Below are 19911 nucleotides of genomic sequence, written 5' to 3'. Positions count from 1 at the left end.
AGTTAAAAACCTTACTAAACTAAACCTTTTCCGATTTAATCGAAAATCTTTTTCTTCCGAAGTTCAAAATTTTGTCCTAGGTATACCTTTCTCACCATCTCATCTGAAGCTAACTCTTCTGGCTGACCGTGTTTTAGGATATTTCCTTCAAACATTAAATACGTTCTGTCGGTTATAGCCAAGGTTTCCTGCACGTTATGGTCTGTGATAAGAATACCTATATTTTTGTTTTTTAACTGCGCCACAATGCGTTGAATATCTTCTACCGCTACAGGATCTACTCCTGCAAATGGTTCATCTAATAAAATAAATTTGGGGTCAGTAGCTAAGGCTCGGGCAATTTCAGTTCTACGACGCTCCCCTCCAGAAAGTAAATCTCCTCTATTGGTTCTAATATGTCCTAGGCTAAACTCTTCAATGAGGCTCTCCATTTTATCCACCCGCTCTTTCTTAGAAAGTTTGGTAAGCTCAAGAACACTCATAATATTGTCCTCTATACTTAATTTCCTAAATACAGAAGCTTCTTGTGCTAAGTATCCTATCCCGTGTTGAGCACGTTTGTACATAGGGTATTTAGTAATATTGGCTTTATCTAAGAAAATATTACCCCCATTAGGTTTAATGAGTCCCACAATCATATAAAAAGAAGTCGTTTTACCCGCACCATTAGGGCCCAACAAACCAACAATTTCTCCTTGATTCACCTCTACAGAAATTCCCTTCACCACCTTTCGGCCTTTATAAGCTTTAATTAGATTCTCTGCTCGTAGCTTCATTTTCCTTATGTTTTTTACTGAATATTTTTGGTTTCTAGTGTTTCCCAATAATCGTATGCTTTTCTTAAATGCGGAATCACAATGGTGCCACCAATTAATGTACCAATGCTTAAGGTTTCCATAATTTGGTCTTTAGACATACCGCTTTTATAACTAGATTCTAAATGATATTTTACACAATCATCACAGCGCAATACTAAGGAAGCTACCAAACCCAATAGTTCTTTGGTTTTTACATCTAAGGCTCCTTCAGCAAAGGCATTGGTATCTAAGTTAAAAATTCTTTTAAGAACTTTGTTATTCTCTCCAAGAATCTTATCATTCATTATTTGCCGATAGGCATTAAATTCCTCTACTTGATCCATTATAAATTATTTTTTAACTAAAGATTTTTCTTTTTTTACTTGATTTTTAATGACTATAGCAGAGATATAAATACTAACCTCGTATAAAATCATCACAGGAATAGCTACAATTATTTGGCTGGCAACATCTGGAGGAGTAATAATTGCTGAAAGAATTAAAATTCCGACGATAGCAAATTTTCTATATTTCTTTAAAACTTCTGGAGTAACTAAACCAATTTTGGTTAGTAAATACATAATTATAGGAAGCTCAAAGATTACTCCACAGGCGAGGGAAGATGCCCTAATCAAGCCAAAATAGCTACTTAAATCAATATCGTTAAATACTTCTTCACTTACCTGATAGGAACCTAAGAAATTTATTGATAGAGGAGAAATAATATAGTAACCAAAAAGGACTCCTAAAAAGAATAAAAAGGAAGCAATAAAAATAAAGCCTTTAGAGGCTGATTTTTCATTGGGATGTAGTGCGGGCGATATAAAACGCCAAAATTCATATAATATATAAGGAAATGCCACAATAAAACCAGCCGTTATAGAAGTCCAAATGTGCGCACTAAACTGTCCTGCCATTTGTCTACTTTGTATTCTAAAAGGAATTTCTTTAAAGCAAAAACTCTCATCCATTCCCATAGCAGAAGCAATGTCACATAAAATTCTATACGTAATAAAATTGGGATCTTTGGGGGCAAAAAGAATTCCGAAGATGATGTCTTTACTTATAAATGCAATGATTCCAACAATAACAATTGCCAAGGTTGATCGTATTAAATGCCATCTTAAATCTTCAAGATGATCTAAAAAGGACATTTCATCAGGGTTTTTAACTTTCTTTTTGGCCATAGGCTTAAATAATTCCTTCTTTTATAAGGTTGTGTAAATGTACAATACCTGCATATTTATTATCTACATTTATAGCAATTAATTGCGAAATTCCATTCTCCTCCAAGATGTCCATAGCATCTACCGCCATGGCGTCATTAGAAATTATTTTTGGAGAAAATCCCATAATATCTTTGGCTTTTAAATGGGAGAAGTTTTGTGTTTTAGATAACATTCTACGAATATCTCCATCGGTAATAATCCCAACAATTTTCTCATTTTCAATTACCGCCGTCACCCCTAACATTTTTTCAGAAATTTCTACAATCACATCGGCTATACTCGTTTGGGGACTTACTTGAGGTTTTTGATTTTCTGAAGTGATATCACTAATACGTAAATATAATTTTTTTCCTAAAGCTCCGCCAGGGTGGTATTTTGCAAAGTCTTTACTAGAGAAACCTCTTAAATGCAGTAAGCAAACTGCTAAGGCATCACCCAAAACCAATTGCACCGTAGTACTTGTGGTGGGAGCTAAATTATTGGGACAAGCTTCTTTTTCTATGGCTGCGTTTAAAACAAAATCAGAATGCTTTCCTAAAAAAGAATCTACATTCCCAGTAATGCCTATTAAGGTGTTTTTAAAATTTTTAATTAACGGCACCAATACTTTAATCTCTGGAGTGTTACCACTTTTAGAGATGCAAATTACCGTGTCATCTTTTAAGATGGTTCCTAAATCTCCGTGAATGGCATCTGCTGCATGCATAAAGATAGCTGGAGTGCCTGTACTATTCAACGTTGCAACAATTTTGGTAGCAATAATGGCACTTTTGCCTATTCCTGTAATAATTATCCTACCTTTGGAGTTATAGATGTGTTGTACTGCATGTGCAAATTCATCATTTAAATAGTCTTGAAGTTTTTCAACGGCTTTTGCTTCATTAGAAATAGTATCCCTAGCGACAGAAAGTATGTTGGCTGCTTGCATTTAAAATCTTAGATTTGAATTTGTAGGTACTAAAGAAAAACGTATCTTTATTTCAACAAAGGTATGTAAAAATGTAACATTAAATTATCAGTTTGTCAGAAATCGATTTACATCAGGAATTAAAAAAATATTTTGGCTTTAGCCAATTTAAAGGATTACAGGAAGAAGTGATTAAGAGTATTGTAGCAAAAGAACACACTTTTGTTATTATGCCCACAGGAGGAGGAAAATCTCTGTGTTATCAGTTACCGGCATTGATTAATGAAGGGACTGCAATTGTCGTCTCTCCTTTAATTGCGTTAATGAAGAATCAAGTGGACGCTATACGCGGGATCTCTTCAGAACACGGAATAGCCCATGTATTGAATAGCTCTTTAAATAAATCTGAAATTAAACAGGTTAAAAAAGATATTTCTAACGGAATAACAAAATTGCTATACGTTGCGCCAGAATCTCTTACCAAAGAAGAGAATGTAGAATTTTTACGCGGAGAAAAAATTTCTTTCTTGGCTATAGATGAGGCACACTGTATTAGTGAGTGGGGACACGATTTTAGGCCAGAATATAGAAACCTAAGAAGCATTGTTAAACGAATAGGAGATGATATTCCTATGATTGCCCTAACGGCAACCGCTACACCCAAAGTACAAGAAGATATTCTCAAAAACCTTGGTATTTCTGAAGCTAATACCTTCAAAGCTTCCTTTAATAGACCCAATCTTTATTACGAAGTAAGACCTAAAACGGCAGATGTAGGGGCAGATATTATTCGTTTTGTGAAACAAAATGAAGGAAAAAGCGGTATTCTATACTGTCTAAGCCGCAAAAAAGTAGAAGAACTTGCGCAAACCTTACAAGTAAATGGGGTTTCGGCAGTACCTTACCATGCTGGTTTAGACGCGAAAACCCGAGCTAAACATCAAGATATGTTCTTGATGGAAGATGTAGATGTTGTAGTGGCAACCATCGCTTTTGGAATGGGAATCGATAAACCCGATGTGCGTTTTGTGATTCATCACGATATACCCAAAAGTATAGAAAGTTATTACCAAGAAACGGGAAGAGCCGGTAGAGACGGGGGAGAAGGTCATTGTTTGGCATTTTATGCTTATAAAGATATCGAGAAGCTCGAGAAGTTTATGAGTGGAAAACCCGTAGCCGAACAGGAAATTGGACACGCTTTGCTGCAAGAAGTGGTGGCATACGCCGAAACTTCTATGTCTAGAAGAAAATTTATTCTCCATTACTTCGGAGAAGAATTTAATGGAGGAAAAGAAGATGGCGTGGATATGGATGATAATGTCCAAAACCCTAAAAAACAGAATGAGGCTCAAGATGAAGTAGAGTTGTTATTAAAAACGGTTGAAACTACCAACCAGCTTTATAAATCAAAAGATGTGGTCAATACCCTTATCGGGAAACCCAATGCACTTATCAAGTCGCATAAGACAGACGAGATTGCTCTTTTCGGAAAGGGAAAGTATAAAAACGCAGCATTTTGGATGGCATTGATTCGCCAAGTATTGGTAGCAGGATTTTTAAAGAAGGATATTGAAACTTATGGCGTGGTAAAAATTACCACAAAAGGAAAAGAATATATCAAAAAACCTGTCTCTTTTATGATGACAGAAGATCATAGTTACGATAAAGGAGGAGACTCAAAGAACGTTTCCTCTGCCAAAACTAGTGGCGCAACCGATGAGCGATTAATGAAAATGCTCAAAGATTTAAGAAAAAAGGTTGCTCATAAGAAAGAAGTTCCCCCTTATGTGGTTTTTCAAGATCCTTCCTTAGAAGATATGGCGACCAAATACCCTATTACTTTAGAGGAGTTAGGGAATATTCACGGCGTAGGAGATGGAAAAGCTAAAAAATTCGGGAAAGAATTTGTAAAACTCATCACTGCGTACGTAGAAGAGAAAGATATCTTACGCCCAGATGATTTAATCGTAAAATCTACAGGTGCAAATAGCGCTATTAAACTGTATATCATTCAAAACGTAGACCGCAAGTTGCCTTTACCAGATATTGCTTCTTCCAAAGGAATGGAGATGAAAGATTTTATTAAAGAAGTAGAAGCGATTGTGTATAGCGGAACCAAACTAAATATCTCTTATTGGGTAGACGAGTTGTTTGATGAGGAGCAACAAGAAGAGTTACACGATTATTTTTTAGAAGCCGAAACCGACAATATTGAAGAAGCTATGGAAGAGTTTGATGGGGATTATGAAGATGAAGATCTTCGCTTGTACCGCATCAAATTTATGAGTGAAGTGGCAAATTAGTAACATAAACTTTAATAGTACACTACGTTGATCATATCTTATTTGGTCACTTAGCATTTTTTGTTCTTCAGAAAGACAATTGTTATGCGATTCTTCGATGGAACCTGTCATGCTGAAACAAGCCGCCCGTGCCATTCGGGCGGGCTTGTTTCAGCATCTTGTGCTTACTTCTTTCTTGTAAAACCTAATACAGATTATTCTAGCATTTCAATCATTCCTCATACTTCCTTCTCAATTTCTTTTTTTAGGAAAAGCCCCAAGAACAACTTACCTTTGCAACTTTAAAAAACAAATATTATGGAAAACGGATTATACGCTAAGTTTACAACCAATAAGGGAGATATTTTAGTAAAGTTAACGCACGACAAAACTCCAGGAACGGTTGGAAATTTTGTAGGACTTGCTGAAGGAAAAATAAAAAATGACGCTAAAACGGAAGGAACCTCGTATTACGACGGACTTATATTTCACCGTGTAATTGCAGACTTTATGGTGCAAGGAGGTGATCCTAAAGGAAAAGGAACTGGAGGACCAGGTTACCAATTTGAAGATGAAATTCATCCAGATTTAAAGCACGATGAACCTGGAGTTTTATCTATGGCTAATGCAGGACCGGGCACAAACGGAAGTCAGTTTTTTATTACACACGTAGCAACCCCTTGGTTAGATGGAAAACATACCATCTTTGGAAAAGTTATAGAAGGTCAAGATATTGTAGATAAGATTGAACAAGGAGATAAAATTGAAACTTTAACGATAGAGAGAGTAGGAGAAGAGGCTCAAAATTTTGATGCTAAAGCGGCTTTTGAAAAGTTCAATTCTTCTAAGGCAGAAAGAGAAGCAGAGGCCAAAAAGAAAGAGGAGGATAAAATGAAATCCCTTACCGAAGGAATGACTAAAACCGATAGCGGCTTACATTATAAAATTACACAAGAAGGTAAAGGTTCAAAGCCTAAAAAAGGAAATGAAGTTTCTGTGCATTACAAGGGAATGTTGGCTGATGGAACTGTTTTTGATTCTTCTTTTAAAAGAAACCAACCTATTCAGTTTCCTGTAGGAATGGGGCATGTTATCGCAGGTTGGGATGAAGGAATAATGTTATTAAACCAAGGAGACAAAGCTACTTTTGTAGTTCCTTCTCATTTAGGATACGGCGCGCAAGGTGCTGGCGGAGTAATTCCTCCAAATGCAACTCTGGTTTTTGAAGTAGAGCTTGTAAAAGCTTAATTAACAAAGAAGTTATATTTAAAAAGCTGTCTCAAAAATTTAGGAATACAAATCTATTTTTTTGAGACGGCTTCTATTTTTTCCATTTCATACTACAACCCACGCTAGGCTTTTGTAGTTGCGGTATGGGTCTGCTGTTAAAAAGCGCATCTAAAACTTCCCGAACACTTCTTCCGTTTACGGCAATTCCATTTTGAGGTCTAGAATCATCCAACTGTCCGTGATAAACCAATTCCGCAGCAGCGTCATATACATAAAAATCTGGCGTGCAAACCGCATTATAAGCCTTCGCTACACGTTGACTTTCATCATATAAATAAGGAAAAGTAAAATGATGTTTTCTATCAAAAAGCCACATATGCTCCAAGCCATCTTCAGGATATTGTTTGGCATCATTACTAGAAATAGCTACAAATCCAAAGCCTAAAACACGATAATCATTAGCCAAACGAACCATCTCTTCTACCACATGTTTCACAAATGGGCAGTGATTGCAAATAAACATTACCACCGTTCCTCTTTCACCTTGTATATCGGCTAAACTAATTAAGTTGTTTGTGCTGGCATCCAACAATGAGAAATCGGGTGCTTTTTCTCCTAATTTCACTTGAGATGATTCTAATTTCATAACTTTTCTTTAATTTTAAATTTACTGAAAATTAATAGGATTTGGGCATTCCCTGCTTAAAAAAGCAGGTCGGGCTTTCCGCTGTATTTTTTATCTCAAAAAAAGAGATAAAAAGATGCCGCTGCAATCCCTAATGCAAAAAAATAAAATGATGAAAGAAATAACTTGTAGCGATTTTGATAAAATTGAAATGCGCATAGGTACGATCATAGAAGTAAACAACTTTCCAGAAGCAAGAAAACCTGCTTACCAACTTAAAATTGATTTCGGAGCGAAGATTGGAATTAGAAAAACATCAGCGCAAATTACAAAACGCTATGCCGTAGAAGATTTAATAGGCAAACAAACCATTGCGGTAATCAATTTCCCAAAAAAGCAAATCGCTAATTTTATGAGTGAATGTTTGATGTTGGGAGCGGTAGATGGAGGAGAAGTAACGCTTATTCAACCCGAAGCTAAAGTAGAGAATGGATTGAGAATTGGCTAAATAAAAAAAACCGTTCTTTATTGGAGAACGGTTTTTGTAAATTATAAAGCTTCTTAAATATCGTCAAAACTTACATCTGTAAAATCTCCTGTTGAGGTTTCGCTAGACGTAGTTTTCTTATTCTCATCTGTATCGTATTCTTTTTTAAAGTCTTTTTGATGTCTTTCACTAATTACTTCTTCGCCTTTTTCATTAATTATGAAGTGGGTCATCTCTCTTAAAGTTGCTTCAAATCCTTCAAAATCTTCTTTATACAAGTAAATTTTGTGTTTTTTGTAGAAGAATGAACCGTCGTCGTTCGTAAACTTTTTGCTTTCTGTAATGGTTAAATAATAATCATCAGCCTTTGTAGCTCTTACATCAAAGAAATAGGTACGTCTTCCAGCTCTTAAAACTTTAGAAAATATTTCTTCTTTCTGCATCGTTTCATTTTCGCTCATAGTGAAAAATATTAGTGTTTAATTTTAGTTGCTGTCAAAAATCTTAAAAAAATTAACACATAGCAAGAAAAATCAATTTTCTTTTTCGCTTAGTTGTTTTAAATAAAGTTCTTTGTAATATCCATCTAATGTTATAAGCTGACTGTGAGTACCTTGTTGTAGAATTTCGCCATTTTCTAAAACAATTATTTTATCTGCGTTCTTAGCAGAAGAAATACGGTGGCTTACAATTACAGTGGTTTTTTGGCTAGAAATACTATGTAGATTATTTAATATTTCTTCCTCCGTTTCGGTATCTACGGCAGAGAGACAATCGTCAAACAATAATATTTGTGGATTTTGAATAATCGCTCTGGCAATAGAAACTCGCTGTTTTTGTCCGCCAGAAAGGGTGATACCTCTTTCGCCTAATATCGTGTCATAGCCTTTAGAAAAGCCTATGATATTTTCGTGCACTGCAGCATTTTTGGCAGCTTGGATTACTTCTTCTTCCGAAGCATCATTTTTACCAAATTTAATGTTGCTTTTTATAGAGTCACTGAATAGGAAAGCATCTTGTGGGACATAACCAATCGCTTTACGTAAACTATGTAGAGGAAGCGTTTTAATTTCTTTATCATCAATTAATAGTTCTCCTTTTTGCACGTCGTACAATCTGCTTATGAGTTCTAAAATGGTAGATTTACCAGAACCTGTTTTCCCAATAATTGCGAGAGTTTCTCCTGGATGAATGTTGAAAGACACATTTTTTAACGCGGTAATACCCGTATCTTCATAGGTAAAAGTAATGTTCTTAAATTCTATATCTCCGTGAATAGCAATTTTTTTAGAAGAATGATTTTTTATTTCTGGCTCTTCGCTTAAAAATTCATTGATTCTTTTTTGAGAAGCTTCTGCACGTTGCACCATATCGGCAACCCAACCTACAGTAGCTACAGGCCAAGTAAGCATATTCACATATAATAAGAACTCTACAATAATCCCAAAGTTATCTATTTCGCCCGTAATCACTTGTCTTCCGCCAATGTAAATCACCAAAACATTACTCACGCCAATTAGCAAAACCATAAGCGGAAAGAAAAACGCCTGCACTTTTACCAAATCAATGTTTTTTTCTTTGTTGGTGTTAGAAAGTTCTACAAACTCTTTATTGATTTGTTGTTCTAATCCGTAAGATTTAATGACACTAATCCCGCTAAAGCTCTCTTGCGTATAGGTATTTAATTTGGAAAGATATTGTTGAACAATCGTACTCTTTTTATTAATTAATCTACTCAATTTATAAATTGCGAACGATAAAAATGGCAAAGGTGCTACTGTATATAAAGTGAGCATAGGAGCGGTATTAATCATATAAGCAAGCACCACCACAAATAAGGTTACGGTAGTAACGCTGTACATTAAGGCTGGTCCTGTATACATTCTTACTTTAGAGACATCATCACTTATACGGTTCATCAAATCTCCTGTTCTATTTTTCTTATAAAAATTTAAAGAAAGTGCTTGATATTGCTGATACACTTCATTCTTTAAATCAAATTCTATATGTCTAGAAACCACAATAAAGGTTTGACGCATTAAAAAGGTAAGAAAAGCAGATATAAAGGTAGCGCCTAAAATAATGATTATGTTGTCTACCAAAGTGGATTTGACATAAGCAGCATCGGTCACCTCATTATTGATGTATTGCTCAATTACATGGGTAGAATCTCCTATAAATTGTGGAACATACAAGGCAAAAATACGAGCTGCAATGGTTATAATGACCCCTAGTAAAAGTCGGCCTCTATATTTAGCGAAGTATTTGTTGATATGCTGAAGTTCTTTCATAAACTAAAATTGTGAATATTTAATGTCATCATCCATTTTATCCCTCAAATGGCTCGATATATCTCTAAACAATGATTACTTTTGCATTTCACTATTTAGAAACACTTAAAAAAAGTTTTACCTATGAATGCTGAGATTTTAAAAGCAAATGATTTAAAAAAAGTAGCTCCTGTTTTTGGACAACTTTCTTTCGATGAACATGAACAAGTTGTTTTTTGCAACGACAAAGATACAGGATTAAAAGCAATAATAGGAATACATGATACAACTTTAGGTCCTGCCTTAGGAGGAACCCGAATGTGGAATTATGCTACTGAATGGGAAGCCTTAAATGATGTGTTACGATTATCACGTGGAATGACTTTTAAAAGTGCCGTTACTGGTTTAAACCTTGGTGGAGGAAAAGCGGTAATTATTGGCGATGCAAAGACTCAAAAAACTCCAGAATTAATGCGAAAGTTTGGAGAATTTGTAGAATCTCTTGGCGGTAAATATATTACTGCAGAAGATGTAGGAATGGATACTGCAGATATGGATACGGTTAGAGAAGTAACCAAACACGTAACGGGAATTTCTGAACATCTAGGAGGATCTGGAAATCCTTCTCCCATTACAGGGTACGGAGTTTATATGGGAATGAAAGCTGCGGCTAAATTCAAATATGGCAACGATTCTTTAGAAGGTAAAAAAGTCTTGATTCAAGGAATAGGACACGTGGGAGAAACCGTATTAAAACACGTGACAGATGAAGGAGGAAAAGTGATTATTGCAGACATTAACCAAGAGCGTTTAGAGCAAATAAGAGATCAATACGGTGCTGTGATCTATAGCGGTGATGATTTGTATACGGCAGATGTAGATATTTATTCGCCTTGTGCATTAGGAGCGACTATCAATGATGAAACCATTCAAAAACTTAAGGTAGATATTATTGCAGGTGCGGCTAATAATCAATTGGCAGATGAAGTAATCCACGGAAGAATGTTACAAGAAAAAGGGATTGTTTATGCGCCAGATTTTTTGATTAATGCGGGAGGTATTATTAATGTTTATGGTGAATTGGAAGGTTACGATAAGCAGGAAACTATGCGTCAAACTGAGAATATTTATCATACTACTTTAGAGATATTAAATTCTGCAAAAACAAACCAAATCACTACCCATCAATCTGCTTTAAAAGTAGCTCAGGATAGGATTGAAAAAAGAAAAGCAGAAAATAAGCAGTAAGGCTTAGAAAAACCTAAAATAATTCTATTTTTGCAGGGCGAAATCACTATTTCGCCCTTTTTTTAATTTAAGTTCTTTAATTTATACTATGTTAACAAGAAGACATATTCGAGTAAAAGTAATGCAATCTATGTATGCCTTTACGCAATCTGCTAACGATAACTTAATCGTGGAGCAAAAATTTCTTCAGAAAAGTATGCGGGAAATGTATGATTTATTTTTACTGAATCTAGATTTAATGGTTCAGGTAAAAAATAAAGCTCAAGATTACATAGAGAAATCTCAAAAGAAACATCTTGCCACTAGTGAAGACAAAAATCCTAATTTAAAATTTATAGAAAATAGTCTACTTCTAAAAATTGCAGATAGTGAAACGCTTAACGAATTGTTGGAAGATAAGAGACTTATTAACTGGCATCAAGATGATGAATACGTAAATATCATTTGGGAAGAAGTAAGACAAAGTGAAATATATCAAAATTATTTGGCTTCTGAAGATTCCTCTTTTCAAGAAGATAAAGAATTTGTGATTAAAATCTTTAAAGAAATTATTGCTCCCAACGATAAACTTTACGATTACCTAGAAGACAAAAAATTGACTTGGTTGGATGATTTGCCCATTGTAAATACGAGTATACTTAAGTTCTTAAAAAAAGAAAAAGACGATCAACTAGAGTTAAAAATCCCTAAACTTTTTAAGAATAAAGAAGATGAGGAATTTGCTGTAGACCTGTTTAGAAAAACATTGCTGAATCAAGAGACTTATATTGACGACATTCAGGAGAAAACTCCTAATTGGGATAAAGATAGAATTGCAGGTATTGATAGCATTTTGCTAAAAATGGCGATTTGTGAGTTTATGAAGTTTCCATCCATTCCAGTTAAAGTAACTATTAATGAGTATTTAGAGATTGCCAAAGAATATAGCACTCCTAAAAGTAGTATCTTTATAAACGGAATTTTGGATAAATTATCTAAAGAATACAAAAAGGATGAAAAAATTAATAAAATTGGTCGGGGTCTAATGTAATCCATGAATTTTTGTTACTTTTAGCCCTTGAAAAAATCAATTACAAACAATTAAACTTAGTTAAAATGAAAAAAGGATTTTTAATGCTAGCAGCTGTTGCAGCAATGGTATTTACTTCTTGTAAAGATAATGCAGCAGATAAAGTAAATGAAGAAAATCAAAAAGAGGTTGCAGAACGTGACGCTAACTCAACTGGAGCACCAGTTATGAAGTTTGATAATGAAATGCATGATTTTGGAACTATTAATGAAGGAGATGTGGTAGAACATACATTTATGTTTGAGAACACTGGAGATTCACCATTAGTTGTTTCTAATGCAAAAGGTAGTTGTGGTTGTACCGTGCCTACTTGGTCTAAAGAGCCTATCGCTCCAGGAGAAAAAGGAGAGATGGTAGTGAAGTTTAACTCTAACGGGAAGCCTAACAACCAAATGAAAACCATTAGAATTACTGCTAATACAGAGTCTGGTCAAGAAATGATTAAAATTAAATCTTTTGTGACTCCAAAGGCAGGAGGAGCTAAAACTGGAAATCCAGTAAATAAAGTGAGAAAGACATCTACTCAGCCAGGTCACGAAGGACATAATCACGACTAAGCTTTATGGAAAATATCACTAGTTTTTTACCTTTTATTGCGATCATCATTATATTTTATTTTTTTATGATTAGACCGCAGCAAAAGCGACAAAAAAACGAGAAAAAATTTGCTGAAGAATTAAAGAAAGGAGATAAAGTAATTACTAAAAGTGGAATGCACGGAAAGATTATTGATTTTAGTGAAAAACTAAATACCGTAATCATTGAAACTGGCGCAGGAAAAATAACTTTTGATAAAACTTCAATCTCGATGGAATTAAGTCAGCAGTTGAATAAACCTCCCGTAGAAAAAAAGGAGAAGTAATTTAAAAATAAAATTATAACTAATTAAAAAAGGATTCCATTTTTGGAATCCTTTTTTTTTGCTTTAAGGTTTTTGCGGCAAGGATTGAAGTGGTAGCTTGGACTGCTAAAAAATAAAAAAAACCCGAAGCCAAAAAGCGACTTTAGAAGCTCTTTTGACGACAGGTTTTTTATTTTTTAAAAGGACAACTACAAGCGGAAAGCCTGTGTGCCGCCCAAATATTAAGCATATTTTTTTGCGGTAAGTTCGGCAATTTTTACAATCACTTCGGTTGCTTTGATCATGCTTTCTACGGGAACATACTCGTAACGACCATGAAAATTATGACCACCTGCAAATATGTTGGGGCAGGGGAGACCCATAAAGGAAAGTTGCGAACCGTCTGTTCCTCCTCTAATGGGTTTGATTAATGGTTTGATGCCTATTTGTTTCATCGCTTCTTCGGCAATATCTACAATATGGATTACGGGTTCTACCTTTTCGCGCATATTAAAATATTGATCTTTAATTTCAATTTCAATCACTTCTTTGTCGTGTTGGGCATTGATTTCATCTACCAAGTCTAACATCATTTGTTTGCGAGCCTCAAAATGAGTCTTATCGTGATCTCTAATGATGTAATTTAGATTGGTTTCTTCTACTTTTCCGTTAATCTGAGTTAGATGGAAAAAGCCTTGAGTTCCTTCCGTATGTTCTGGAGTTTCTAAACGCGGCAAGGAGTTGATGAAATCTTGAGCGATATACATGCTGTTCACCATCTTGCCTTTAGCATAACCCGGATGCACAATTTTTCCTTTTACCTTTATTTTGGCCCCAGCTGCATTAAAGTTTTCGTACTCTAACTCTCCAATCTGGCTACCATCCATAGTGTACGCCCATTCTGCACCAAATTCTTTTATATCAAATTTGTGCGCGCCGCGACCAATCTCTTCATCTGGCGTAAAGCATACTTTTATAGTACCGTGTTTAATTTCTGGATGCTGAAGCAAATACTCCATCGCAGACATGATTTCGGTGATTCCAGCTTTATCATCGGCTCCTAGAAGTGTATTTCCGTCTGTCGTGATTAAAGTTTGACCTTTATACTGAAGCAGATCTTCAAAGTAATCTGGAGAAAGAATAATGTTGTCTTCTTTATTTAAAACTATATCTTTTCCATCGTAATTTTCTATAATTTGGGGTTTCACATTGGCTCCCGTAAAATCTGGAGAAGTATCAAAGTGTGATACAAAGCCAATAGCGGGTACCTCGTGGTCTACATTGCTAGGAAGCGTGGCCATCACATAAGCATTATCGTCTATAGTGACGTTGCTCATCCCAATCGCTTTAAGTTCTTTGGTCAATTCTTTTGCCAAATCCCATTGTTTATTGGTACTTGGTGTAGTATTGCTTTCTGGATCACTTTCGGTGTCTATAGTCGCGTAACTTACAAACCGATTTATAATATGTTGTTTTTCTATCATAGATTTCTTTTTTGTAAAAATAAATAATACTAGGGGGAGTACAAAGACTTTTAAGAATATGCTTTTAAGTTTTTTAATTTAAAGTATTTTTGTGAAAACTAGCCTAAGATGTACACTTCTCTTATTCGTCCTATTTTATTTAAGTTTGACCCAGAAAAGGTTCATTACTTTACATTCTCTGTTTTGAAAAATGCTTTAAAGCTACCCTTAGTTTCTTCCGCTTTAGCGAAAAGATTTGCGGTGAATGATAAAAGATTAGAACGAGAAGTCTTTGGGCTTAAATTTAAAAACCCTGTAGGATTGGCAGCGGGTTTTGATAAAAATGCTATACTTTATAAAGAATTAGATCAGTTAGGCTTTGGTTTTATTGAAATAGGCACTGTAACACCAAAGCCTCAAGATGGAAATCCTAAAAAGAGATTGTTTAGGCTACAAGAAGATGCTGCCATCATTAATCGTATGGGTTTTAATAATGAAGGGGTAGAAGCTGCCGTAAAACGGCTTAAAGAAAATAACGGACAGGTATTGATTGGCGGTAATATTGGGAAAAATAAAGTGACTCCTAATGAGAATGCTGTAGAGGATTATAAAATTTGCTTTGAAGCACTTTTCCCTTACGTAGATTATTTTGTAGTGAATGTAAGTTCCCCCAATACACCCAATTTAAGGGCTTTACAGGATAGAGAACCCTTGAAGCATTTGTTGCATACCTTACAAACGCTTAACGCGGAAAAAAATAAAAGTAAACCTATTCTGCTTAAAATTGCGCCAGATTTAACCGAGAGCCAGTTATTGGATATTATTGAAATTGTAAACGAAACCAAAATTGCTGGGGTAATTGCGACCAATACCACCATTTCTAGAGAAGGTTTAACTTCTGAAAACAAAGAGGAAATGGGAGGTTTAAGTGGAAAACCATTAACCTCGCGCTCTACCGAAGTGATTCGGTTTTTAGCCGATAAAAGTAAGCGCTCATTTCCTATCATTGGTGTAGGCGGAATACATTCGGCCAAAGATGCGCTGGAAAAATTGGAGGCAGGCGCTAGTTTGGTACAGTTATATACCGGTTTTGTGTATGAAGGCCCAAAATTGATTAAAGAAATTAATGAAGCGATTTTGAAATCTTAAGCTTGAATCTAGAAATTCTCCTTTCATTTGTGTTTGCGGTTTTTGCATTGGCGATCTCCCCAGGACCCGATAATATTTTTGTGCTCGTACAAAGTCTGCGCTTCGGAAAAAAATACGGACTCGCAACGGTATTGGGATTAATGACTGGGTGTTTAATACATACCTCTTTAGTTGCCTTTGGCGTTTCTTTACTCATTATGAATAATGAAATCTTATTTACTGCCTTAAAGTTATTTGGCGCTGGTTACTTATTGTATTTGGCTTTTAAAGTGTATCAATCTCCTGCAGAAATAGATTTAAATGCTGCGGAAGCTTCGCCTAAAACCACCTTTCAATTGTTTCAGCAAGGCTTTGTGATGAATGTGTTGAATCCGAAAGTATCTTTATTTTTTTTGGCTTTGTTTCCTGGTTTTTTGTTTAGTGATTCTATACCAACCACCTATCAATTCATTATTCTAGGAGCTGTTTTTATCTTGGTATCTTTTCTTGTTTTCTCTAGTATTGCGATGCTCTCAGCGTCTTTAAAAGTTTATATTGAACGCTATAAAAATGCGGGAAATTTTTTAAAATGGCTACAAATAATGGTCTTTGTAGGGATTGCGATGTTTATTCTATTTTAGTAGAATGATTACTTTTAACTTTTACAAGAATCTTTTTGTAAGATTTATAATTGTATTTATTCTCTTTACAGCAATAGGAGCTCTAAGCCATGAATTTGGTCATATTGCCGTTGCTAAATATCTTGACTATGAAACAGAGCTTTCTTACGGAAGTATGAATTATTACCCAAATGGGTATAAAGAGGATATCGATGTGAAAAAGCTTAACCAACTGAATGAAAAATATATTGGTCAAAATTACGAAGACTTAAATCTAGATATACAAGAGCAGTTTGATAAAGTTATTGCTCATATAGAAACAAAGTTCAATTGAAATGAAAGACATTCTTTATATATATTCATAGGCGATCCAGCACAGACTTTCTTGACAAGTTTTCTAGGCTTAATTATAATTTTTTATAGAAAATCTTATATGAGAGCAAAATTAACATCCTTAGATTGGTTAGGGATAATGCTGGCATTATTTAGTTTAAGACAAGTATTTAATATTTCTACGGGTATCATAAAAAAAATGACAGGGAATGAAGTTCTTGGAGATGAAATCTATATATCAAGATTTTTAGACCTTAATGACTGGTCAATTTCCATCATAACCGCAGTAATCGGTTTTTTTATAACGATATATATTATTTTTAAAGTAATTCCATTAAAACTTAGGTTTACTTTTATCTTATCAGGTTTATTAGGTGGAATACTTGGCTACGTCATTTGGTTTGAATACTTAGGAAAAGTACTCTTTAATTTTTTTTGAGACAATTAGACTTTGTTTAGATATTTTAAACCTAATGAGTATCTTTGGGCTATGAACAAGATCAAGCTTATTGAATGTCCCCGGGATGCGATGCAAGGAATTAAAGATTTTATTCCTACTACAGAGAAAATAAAGTACATACAATCTTTACTGCGTTGTGGTTTTGACACCATAGATTTTGGGAGTTTTGTTTCTCCCAAAGCGATTCCGCAGATGGTAGATACCAAAGAGGTTTTGGCAGGTTTAGACTTGTCTAAAACTTCTAGCAAATTATTGGCAATTGTGGCTAATGTTCGTGGCGCTCAGGATGCGGTTCAACATCCAGAAATAGATTATTTAGGTTATCCTTTTTCTATTTCTGAAAATTTCCAAATGCGAAATACACATAAAACCATAGAGCAATCTGTAGATACCCTGCAAGAGATTTTAAACCTCGCCCATGCGCATGATAAGAAAGTAGTAGCTTATTTATCTATGGGCTTTGGAAACCCTTATGGGGATCCTTGGAGTGTGGAGATTGTAGGAGAATGGACCGAGCGTTTGTCGGCGATGGGAGTGAATATTTTATCCTTGTCGGATACGGTAGGAACTTCAGATGCAGAAACCATCGAATATCTTTTCTCTAATTTAATTCCAGCTTATCCTAACATAGAATTTGGAGCTCATTTACATACCACTCCAACCTCTTGGCACGAGAAGATTGATGCAGCCTATAAAGCGGGTTGTAGAAGATTTGACGGCGCAATACAAGGTTTTGGGGGTTGTCCTATGGCCAAAGATGAACTTACAGGGAATATGCCTACAGAGAAAATGCTGAGTTATTTTAATGCGGCAAAAGCAGATGCCAATGTAAAAATGGCTAGCTTTGAATCTTCCTACAATGAGTCTTCCAAAATTTTTAATCAGTATCACTAATCCTTATTTGAAGAAATTACGTTATATAGTTGTAGCGCATTCGCTCTTTAAATCCTAAGAGCTGTCCTAGCTTAGTAAATAAAAAAATAATAGTATTTTTATAAATCGGAAGGATTCTTATCTAGTTAAGATAAGTTGTGTAATGGATAAAACTATTTCTATTTTTAATAATTTTTTCTTTGGCACTCAGTAAAACAACTACTTGGGCTAAAGAGATACACATTTTTACTTCTGAAGTTGTAACCACCAAAAACTTTACGACACTTGTAGTAAAAGGCAAATCTTTAGCACCTTTCCAAGTTCAAGATAAAAAGACTCCTAGAGGTTATCTTACTTTAAGTAATGAAATCTACCGACAAAATCCTCAAAAAGGATTGGAATATCTGGAAGCGGGAGAAAAGCTTTTAAAGAAACAGCCCAATGATTCTCTACTAACGGAATATTATCTTAAGAAAGGGTACATATTTTACATTCAAGGAGATTATGGTAAAGCGGTAGCGGAATACACTAAATCCTTAGAAGTAAGTAAAGCCATAAACCATAAAAAAATATGGGACTTACTTATCTTTCGCTAGGCTTAATTCAGCAAGGGGTAGGAAGGCATACACAAGCAATTCGGTATTTTGAAAAACGCATAGAAATCTATGACAAAGAACCTTCTTCGCCTATTTAAATTTAGGTATATCGTATTTAGACCTCAACCAATTGGATAAAGCGGAATATTACTTTAATAAATCATTTGAAAACAGATTATCTTCTAGTGCAAAAGGCATACAATTGGCGTCTAGAAATAGAATTGCTCAAATGCATTATTTAAGAAATAGATTTGCAGAAGCGCAAAAAGAATATACAACGGTAATAGAAAAAGCCAAAGGCGATTTGTGGGAATTAACTTTTGCTTATTTAGGCCTAGCGGAAGTACACCTTAAAAACAGTAAATTAGATGAAGCCTTAGAGAATGCAGAAAAATCTTATGAATTAGCGAACAAAATGGATGCTTTTTGGGAAAAGGAAAGAAGCACCGAATTGCTGTCTAAAATTTATAAGTTGCAGGGCAACTATCAAGAAGCTAACAAATACCAAGAAGAAAATGCTAATTTAAAAGATACATTATTTAACATAGAGCAGGCAGAGATTATCGCTTTGATGCAATTAGACATACAAGAAGCAGAGAATTCAGCTCTAATCAGTAAGAATCAAATTGCAGAAAATAATCTTCTTTTTAATCAAATTCTAATTTTCTTAATTGTTATAGTGCTTCTCATCACTTTATTTTTTGTTTCAAAATTTAGAAAAATAATTATAGAGAAGGATCAGCTCAACCTGATTTTAGCAGAAAAAAATCTACAACTAACTAAAATAGACAAAGGTAAAAACAAGCTTTTTTCTATTGTTTCTCATGATTTAAGATCTCCTATTGCTTCTCTTACTCAAATTATGGATTTGCTTTTGCAGAATGCTTTTTCAGAAGAAGAAAAACAAGAAGTATATAGCGAGGTACGGGCACAATTAGATAATAGCTCTAGAATGTTAAATAATCTTTTAATCTGGGCAAGTACTCAACTCAATGGTACGAAAGTTAACTTTACGGAAGTGGATGTGATTGCAGAAATGACAGAAATTTTAAACGTGTATAGAATTTCAAGTCGGACAAAACGAGTGCATATCACACATAACAAACATAAAGATTCTTTACGCATTCAAGTAGATAAGGTGCAGCTGCATGTGATTTTACATAATTTATTATCAAATGCATTAAAATATACTCCCAAAGAGAAAAGTATAAAGATATCTTATCAAACTAAGCCTGAGCATATCGAAATACATATTTTTAATGAAGGAACGCCTATTTCTAAAGATCAATTAGATAAATTTTTTTCAGAAAATAACTCATCAATCACTTCTTTAAAAGGAACAGATGGCGAATTTGGAACTGGCTTAGGCTTGTTTTTAATCTAAAGAATTCCCCGAGGCTTGCCTCGGGTTGTAGTACAGGAAAAGTTTGAAAAACGGATGGTTTTTCAA

23 protein-coding genes are annotated in these 19911 nt (G+C 34.7%); 15 read left to right on the top strand and 8 right to left on the bottom strand.

Annotated elements, in window-relative coordinates; genetic code table 11:
- Positions 1-35: 35 nt before the first annotated feature.
- Genes lptB through RLT85_RS13875 form a run of 4 tightly spaced genes read right to left on the bottom strand, consistent with a single transcriptional unit; the run spans position 36 to position 2954 of the window.
- Complete coding sequence (gene lptB / locus RLT85_RS13890) at positions 36-776, bottom strand: LPS export ABC transporter ATP-binding protein (RefSeq protein WP_311402646.1); 741 nt, start codon at positions 774-776, stop codon at positions 36-38.
- A gap of 14 nt (positions 777-790) precedes the next feature.
- A complete protein-coding gene (locus RLT85_RS13885; protein WP_311402666.1) occupies positions 791-1144 on the bottom strand; it encodes a carboxymuconolactone decarboxylase family protein in 354 nt (117 codons plus the stop codon).
- 3 nt (positions 1145-1147) lie between these two features.
- On the bottom strand, positions 1148-1984 hold the full coding sequence (gene tatC, locus RLT85_RS13880; protein WP_311402645.1) for a twin-arginine translocase subunit TatC: 837 nt from the start codon (positions 1982-1984) through the stop codon (positions 1148-1150).
- Positions 1985-1988: 4 nt separating this feature from the next.
- Positions 1989-2954, bottom strand: coding sequence for a KpsF/GutQ family sugar-phosphate isomerase (locus RLT85_RS13875; RefSeq protein WP_311402644.1), 966 nt, complete (start codon positions 2952-2954; stop codon positions 1989-1991).
- Positions 2955-3040: 86 nt separating this feature from the next.
- Here RLT85_RS13875 and recQ point away from each other — a divergent pair, with 86 nt between their 5' ends.
- Together recQ and RLT85_RS13865 are read left to right on the top strand one after the other, a co-directional pair.
- The gene (gene recQ / locus RLT85_RS13870; protein WP_311402665.1) at positions 3041-5239 is read left to right on the top strand and encodes a DNA helicase RecQ; all 2199 of its coding nucleotides are present in this window, start codon (positions 3041-3043) and stop codon (positions 5237-5239) included.
- A 297-nt stretch (positions 5240-5536) separates the two neighbouring features.
- A complete protein-coding gene (locus RLT85_RS13865) occupies positions 5537-6466 on the top strand; it encodes a peptidylprolyl isomerase (protein WP_311402643.1) in 930 nt (309 codons plus the stop codon).
- Between the two features lie 73 nt (positions 6467-6539).
- Here the strand turns inward: RLT85_RS13865 and RLT85_RS13860 are convergent, their stop codons facing one another.
- Positions 6540-7094 carry a thioredoxin family protein gene (locus tag RLT85_RS13860; protein ID WP_311402642.1) on the bottom strand — a complete coding sequence of 185 codons (555 nt, stop codon included), beginning with the start codon at positions 7092-7094 and terminating at the stop codon, positions 6540-6542.
- 151 nt (positions 7095-7245) lie between these two features.
- Here RLT85_RS13860 and RLT85_RS13855 point away from each other — a divergent pair, with 151 nt between their 5' ends.
- Positions 7246-7581 carry a tRNA-binding protein gene (locus RLT85_RS13855; protein WP_311402641.1) on the top strand — a complete coding sequence of 112 codons (336 nt, stop codon included), beginning with the start codon at positions 7246-7248 and terminating at the stop codon, positions 7579-7581.
- 53 nt (positions 7582-7634) lie between these two features.
- On the opposite strand, the gene RLT85_RS13850 is transcribed toward RLT85_RS13855, so the two are convergent.
- On the bottom strand, positions 7635-8021 hold the full coding sequence (locus RLT85_RS13850) for a PUR family DNA/RNA-binding protein (protein WP_311402640.1): 387 nt from the start codon (positions 8019-8021) through the stop codon (positions 7635-7637).
- Between the two features lie 72 nt (positions 8022-8093).
- Positions 8094-9851: an ABC transporter ATP-binding protein gene (locus tag RLT85_RS13845; RefSeq protein WP_311402639.1), complete on the bottom strand. Its 1758-nt coding sequence runs from the start codon at positions 9849-9851 to the stop codon at positions 8094-8096.
- Positions 9852-9974: 123 nt separating this feature from the next.
- Here RLT85_RS13845 and RLT85_RS13840 point away from each other — a divergent pair, with 123 nt between their 5' ends.
- The 4 genes from RLT85_RS13840 (at position 9975) to yajC (ending at position 13009) form a co-directional block, all read left to right on the top strand.
- Positions 9975-11078 (top strand): Glu/Leu/Phe/Val family dehydrogenase, encoded by a 1104-nt coding sequence (locus tag RLT85_RS13840; RefSeq protein WP_311402638.1) that lies wholly within the window; start codon positions 9975-9977, stop codon positions 11076-11078.
- An 88-nt stretch (positions 11079-11166) separates the two neighbouring features.
- Positions 11167-12108: a transcription antitermination factor NusB gene (nusB, locus tag RLT85_RS13835; RefSeq protein WP_311402637.1), complete on the top strand. Its 942-nt coding sequence runs from the start codon at positions 11167-11169 to the stop codon at positions 12106-12108.
- A 65-nt stretch (positions 12109-12173) separates the two neighbouring features.
- The gene (locus RLT85_RS13830) at positions 12174-12704 is read left to right on the top strand and encodes a DUF1573 domain-containing protein (RefSeq protein ID WP_311402636.1); all 531 of its coding nucleotides are present in this window, start codon (positions 12174-12176) and stop codon (positions 12702-12704) included.
- 5 nt (positions 12705-12709) lie between these two features.
- Entirely contained in the window at positions 12710-13009 is a 300-nt protein-coding gene (yajC, locus tag RLT85_RS13825) for a preprotein translocase subunit YajC (protein WP_311402635.1), read from the top strand.
- Positions 13010-13230: 221 nt separating this feature from the next.
- On the opposite strand, the gene pepT is transcribed toward yajC, so the two are convergent.
- Entirely contained in the window at positions 13231-14472 is a 1242-nt protein-coding gene (pepT, locus tag RLT85_RS13820) for a peptidase T (RefSeq protein ID WP_311402634.1), read from the bottom strand.
- 108 nt (positions 14473-14580) lie between these two features.
- Between pepT and RLT85_RS13815 the strand changes: the two genes are divergently transcribed.
- The 8 genes from RLT85_RS13815 (at position 14581) to RLT85_RS13780 (ending at position 19845) form a co-directional block, all read left to right on the top strand.
- Positions 14581-15600, top strand: a complete 1020-nt coding sequence (locus tag RLT85_RS13815) for a quinone-dependent dihydroorotate dehydrogenase (protein WP_311402633.1) — start codon at positions 14581-14583, stop codon at positions 15598-15600.
- A gap of 2 nt (positions 15601-15602) precedes the next feature.
- Complete coding sequence (locus RLT85_RS13810) at positions 15603-16220, top strand: LysE family translocator (protein WP_311402632.1); 618 nt, start codon at positions 15603-15605, stop codon at positions 16218-16220.
- A gap of 4 nt (positions 16221-16224) precedes the next feature.
- On the top strand, positions 16225-16533 hold the full coding sequence (locus RLT85_RS13805) for a hypothetical protein (protein WP_311402631.1): 309 nt from the start codon (positions 16225-16227) through the stop codon (positions 16531-16533).
- Between the two features lie 99 nt (positions 16534-16632).
- On the top strand, positions 16633-16971 hold the full coding sequence (locus RLT85_RS13800; RefSeq protein WP_311402630.1) for a hypothetical protein: 339 nt from the start codon (positions 16633-16635) through the stop codon (positions 16969-16971).
- A 51-nt stretch (positions 16972-17022) separates the two neighbouring features.
- Positions 17023-17886 (top strand): hydroxymethylglutaryl-CoA lyase, encoded by an 864-nt coding sequence (locus tag RLT85_RS13795; RefSeq protein ID WP_311402629.1) that lies wholly within the window; start codon positions 17023-17025, stop codon positions 17884-17886.
- A 179-nt stretch (positions 17887-18065) separates the two neighbouring features.
- Positions 18066-18461, top strand: a complete 396-nt coding sequence (locus RLT85_RS13790) for a tetratricopeptide repeat protein (RefSeq protein WP_311402628.1) — start codon at positions 18066-18068, stop codon at positions 18459-18461.
- Complete coding sequence (locus RLT85_RS13785; protein ID WP_311402627.1) at positions 18437-18559, top strand: tetratricopeptide repeat protein; 123 nt, start codon at positions 18437-18439, stop codon at positions 18557-18559. The genes RLT85_RS13790 and RLT85_RS13785 overlap by 25 nt, the downstream gene beginning before the upstream one ends.
- 32 nt (positions 18560-18591) lie before the next feature.
- Positions 18592-19845, top strand: coding sequence for an ATP-binding protein (locus tag RLT85_RS13780; protein WP_311402626.1), 1254 nt, complete (start codon positions 18592-18594; stop codon positions 19843-19845).
- Positions 19846-19911 lie beyond the last annotated feature (66 nt).

This window comes from Mesonia ostreae, assembly GCF_031845265.1.
GTDB classification, from domain to species: Bacteria; Bacteroidota; Bacteroidia; order Flavobacteriales; family Flavobacteriaceae; genus Mesonia; species Mesonia ostreae.
The sequence above is the reverse complement of the archived record's forward strand: the minus strand, read 5'-3'. Positions and strand labels throughout refer to the sequence as shown.

Excerpts from the sequence above, each read along its gene's own strand:
- RLT85_RS13795 (WP_311402629.1), top strand. The coding sequence starts at position 17,023 with ATGAACAAGATCAAGCTTATTGAATGTCCCCGGGATGCGATGCAAGGA.
- nusB (WP_311402637.1), top strand. The coding sequence starts at position 11,167 with ATGTTAACAAGAAGACATATTCGAGTAAAAGTAATGCAATCTATGTAT.
- RLT85_RS13865 (WP_311402643.1), top strand. The coding sequence starts at position 5,537 with ATGGAAAACGGATTATACGCTAAGTTTACAACCAATAAGGGAGATATT.
- RLT85_RS13860 (WP_311402642.1), bottom strand. The coding sequence starts at position 7,094 with ATGAAATTAGAATCATCTCAAGTGAAATTAGGAGAAAAAGCACCCGAT.
- RLT85_RS13845 (WP_311402639.1), bottom strand. The coding sequence starts at position 9,851 with ATGAAAGAACTTCAGCATATCAACAAATACTTCGCTAAATATAGAGGC.
- lptB (WP_311402646.1), bottom strand. The coding sequence starts at position 776 with ATGAAGCTACGAGCAGAGAATCTAATTAAAGCTTATAAAGGCCGAAAG.
- tatC (WP_311402645.1), bottom strand. The coding sequence starts at position 1,984 with ATGGCCAAAAAGAAAGTTAAAAACCCTGATGAAATGTCCTTTTTAGAT.
- RLT85_RS13875 (WP_311402644.1), bottom strand. The coding sequence starts at position 2,954 with ATGCAAGCAGCCAACATACTTTCTGTCGCTAGGGATACTATTTCTAAT.
- RLT85_RS13855 (WP_311402641.1), top strand. The coding sequence starts at position 7,246 with ATGAAAGAAATAACTTGTAGCGATTTTGATAAAATTGAAATGCGCATA.
- RLT85_RS13830 (WP_311402636.1), top strand. The coding sequence starts at position 12,174 with ATGAAAAAAGGATTTTTAATGCTAGCAGCTGTTGCAGCAATGGTATTT.
- RLT85_RS13840 (WP_311402638.1), top strand. The coding sequence starts at position 9,975 with ATGAATGCTGAGATTTTAAAAGCAAATGATTTAAAAAAAGTAGCTCCT.
- RLT85_RS13800 (WP_311402630.1), top strand. The coding sequence starts at position 16,633 with ATGAGAGCAAAATTAACATCCTTAGATTGGTTAGGGATAATGCTGGCA.
- RLT85_RS13805 (WP_311402631.1), top strand. The coding sequence starts at position 16,225 with ATGATTACTTTTAACTTTTACAAGAATCTTTTTGTAAGATTTATAATT.
- RLT85_RS13815 (WP_311402633.1), top strand. The coding sequence starts at position 14,581 with ATGTACACTTCTCTTATTCGTCCTATTTTATTTAAGTTTGACCCAGAA.
- RLT85_RS13785 (WP_311402627.1), top strand. The coding sequence starts at position 18,437 with ATGGGACTTACTTATCTTTCGCTAGGCTTAATTCAGCAAGGGGTAGGA.
- pepT (WP_311402634.1), bottom strand. The coding sequence starts at position 14,472 with ATGATAGAAAAACAACATATTATAAATCGGTTTGTAAGTTACGCGACT.
- yajC (WP_311402635.1), top strand. The coding sequence starts at position 12,710 with ATGGAAAATATCACTAGTTTTTTACCTTTTATTGCGATCATCATTATA.
- RLT85_RS13850 (WP_311402640.1), bottom strand. The coding sequence starts at position 8,021 with ATGAGCGAAAATGAAACGATGCAGAAAGAAGAAATATTTTCTAAAGTT.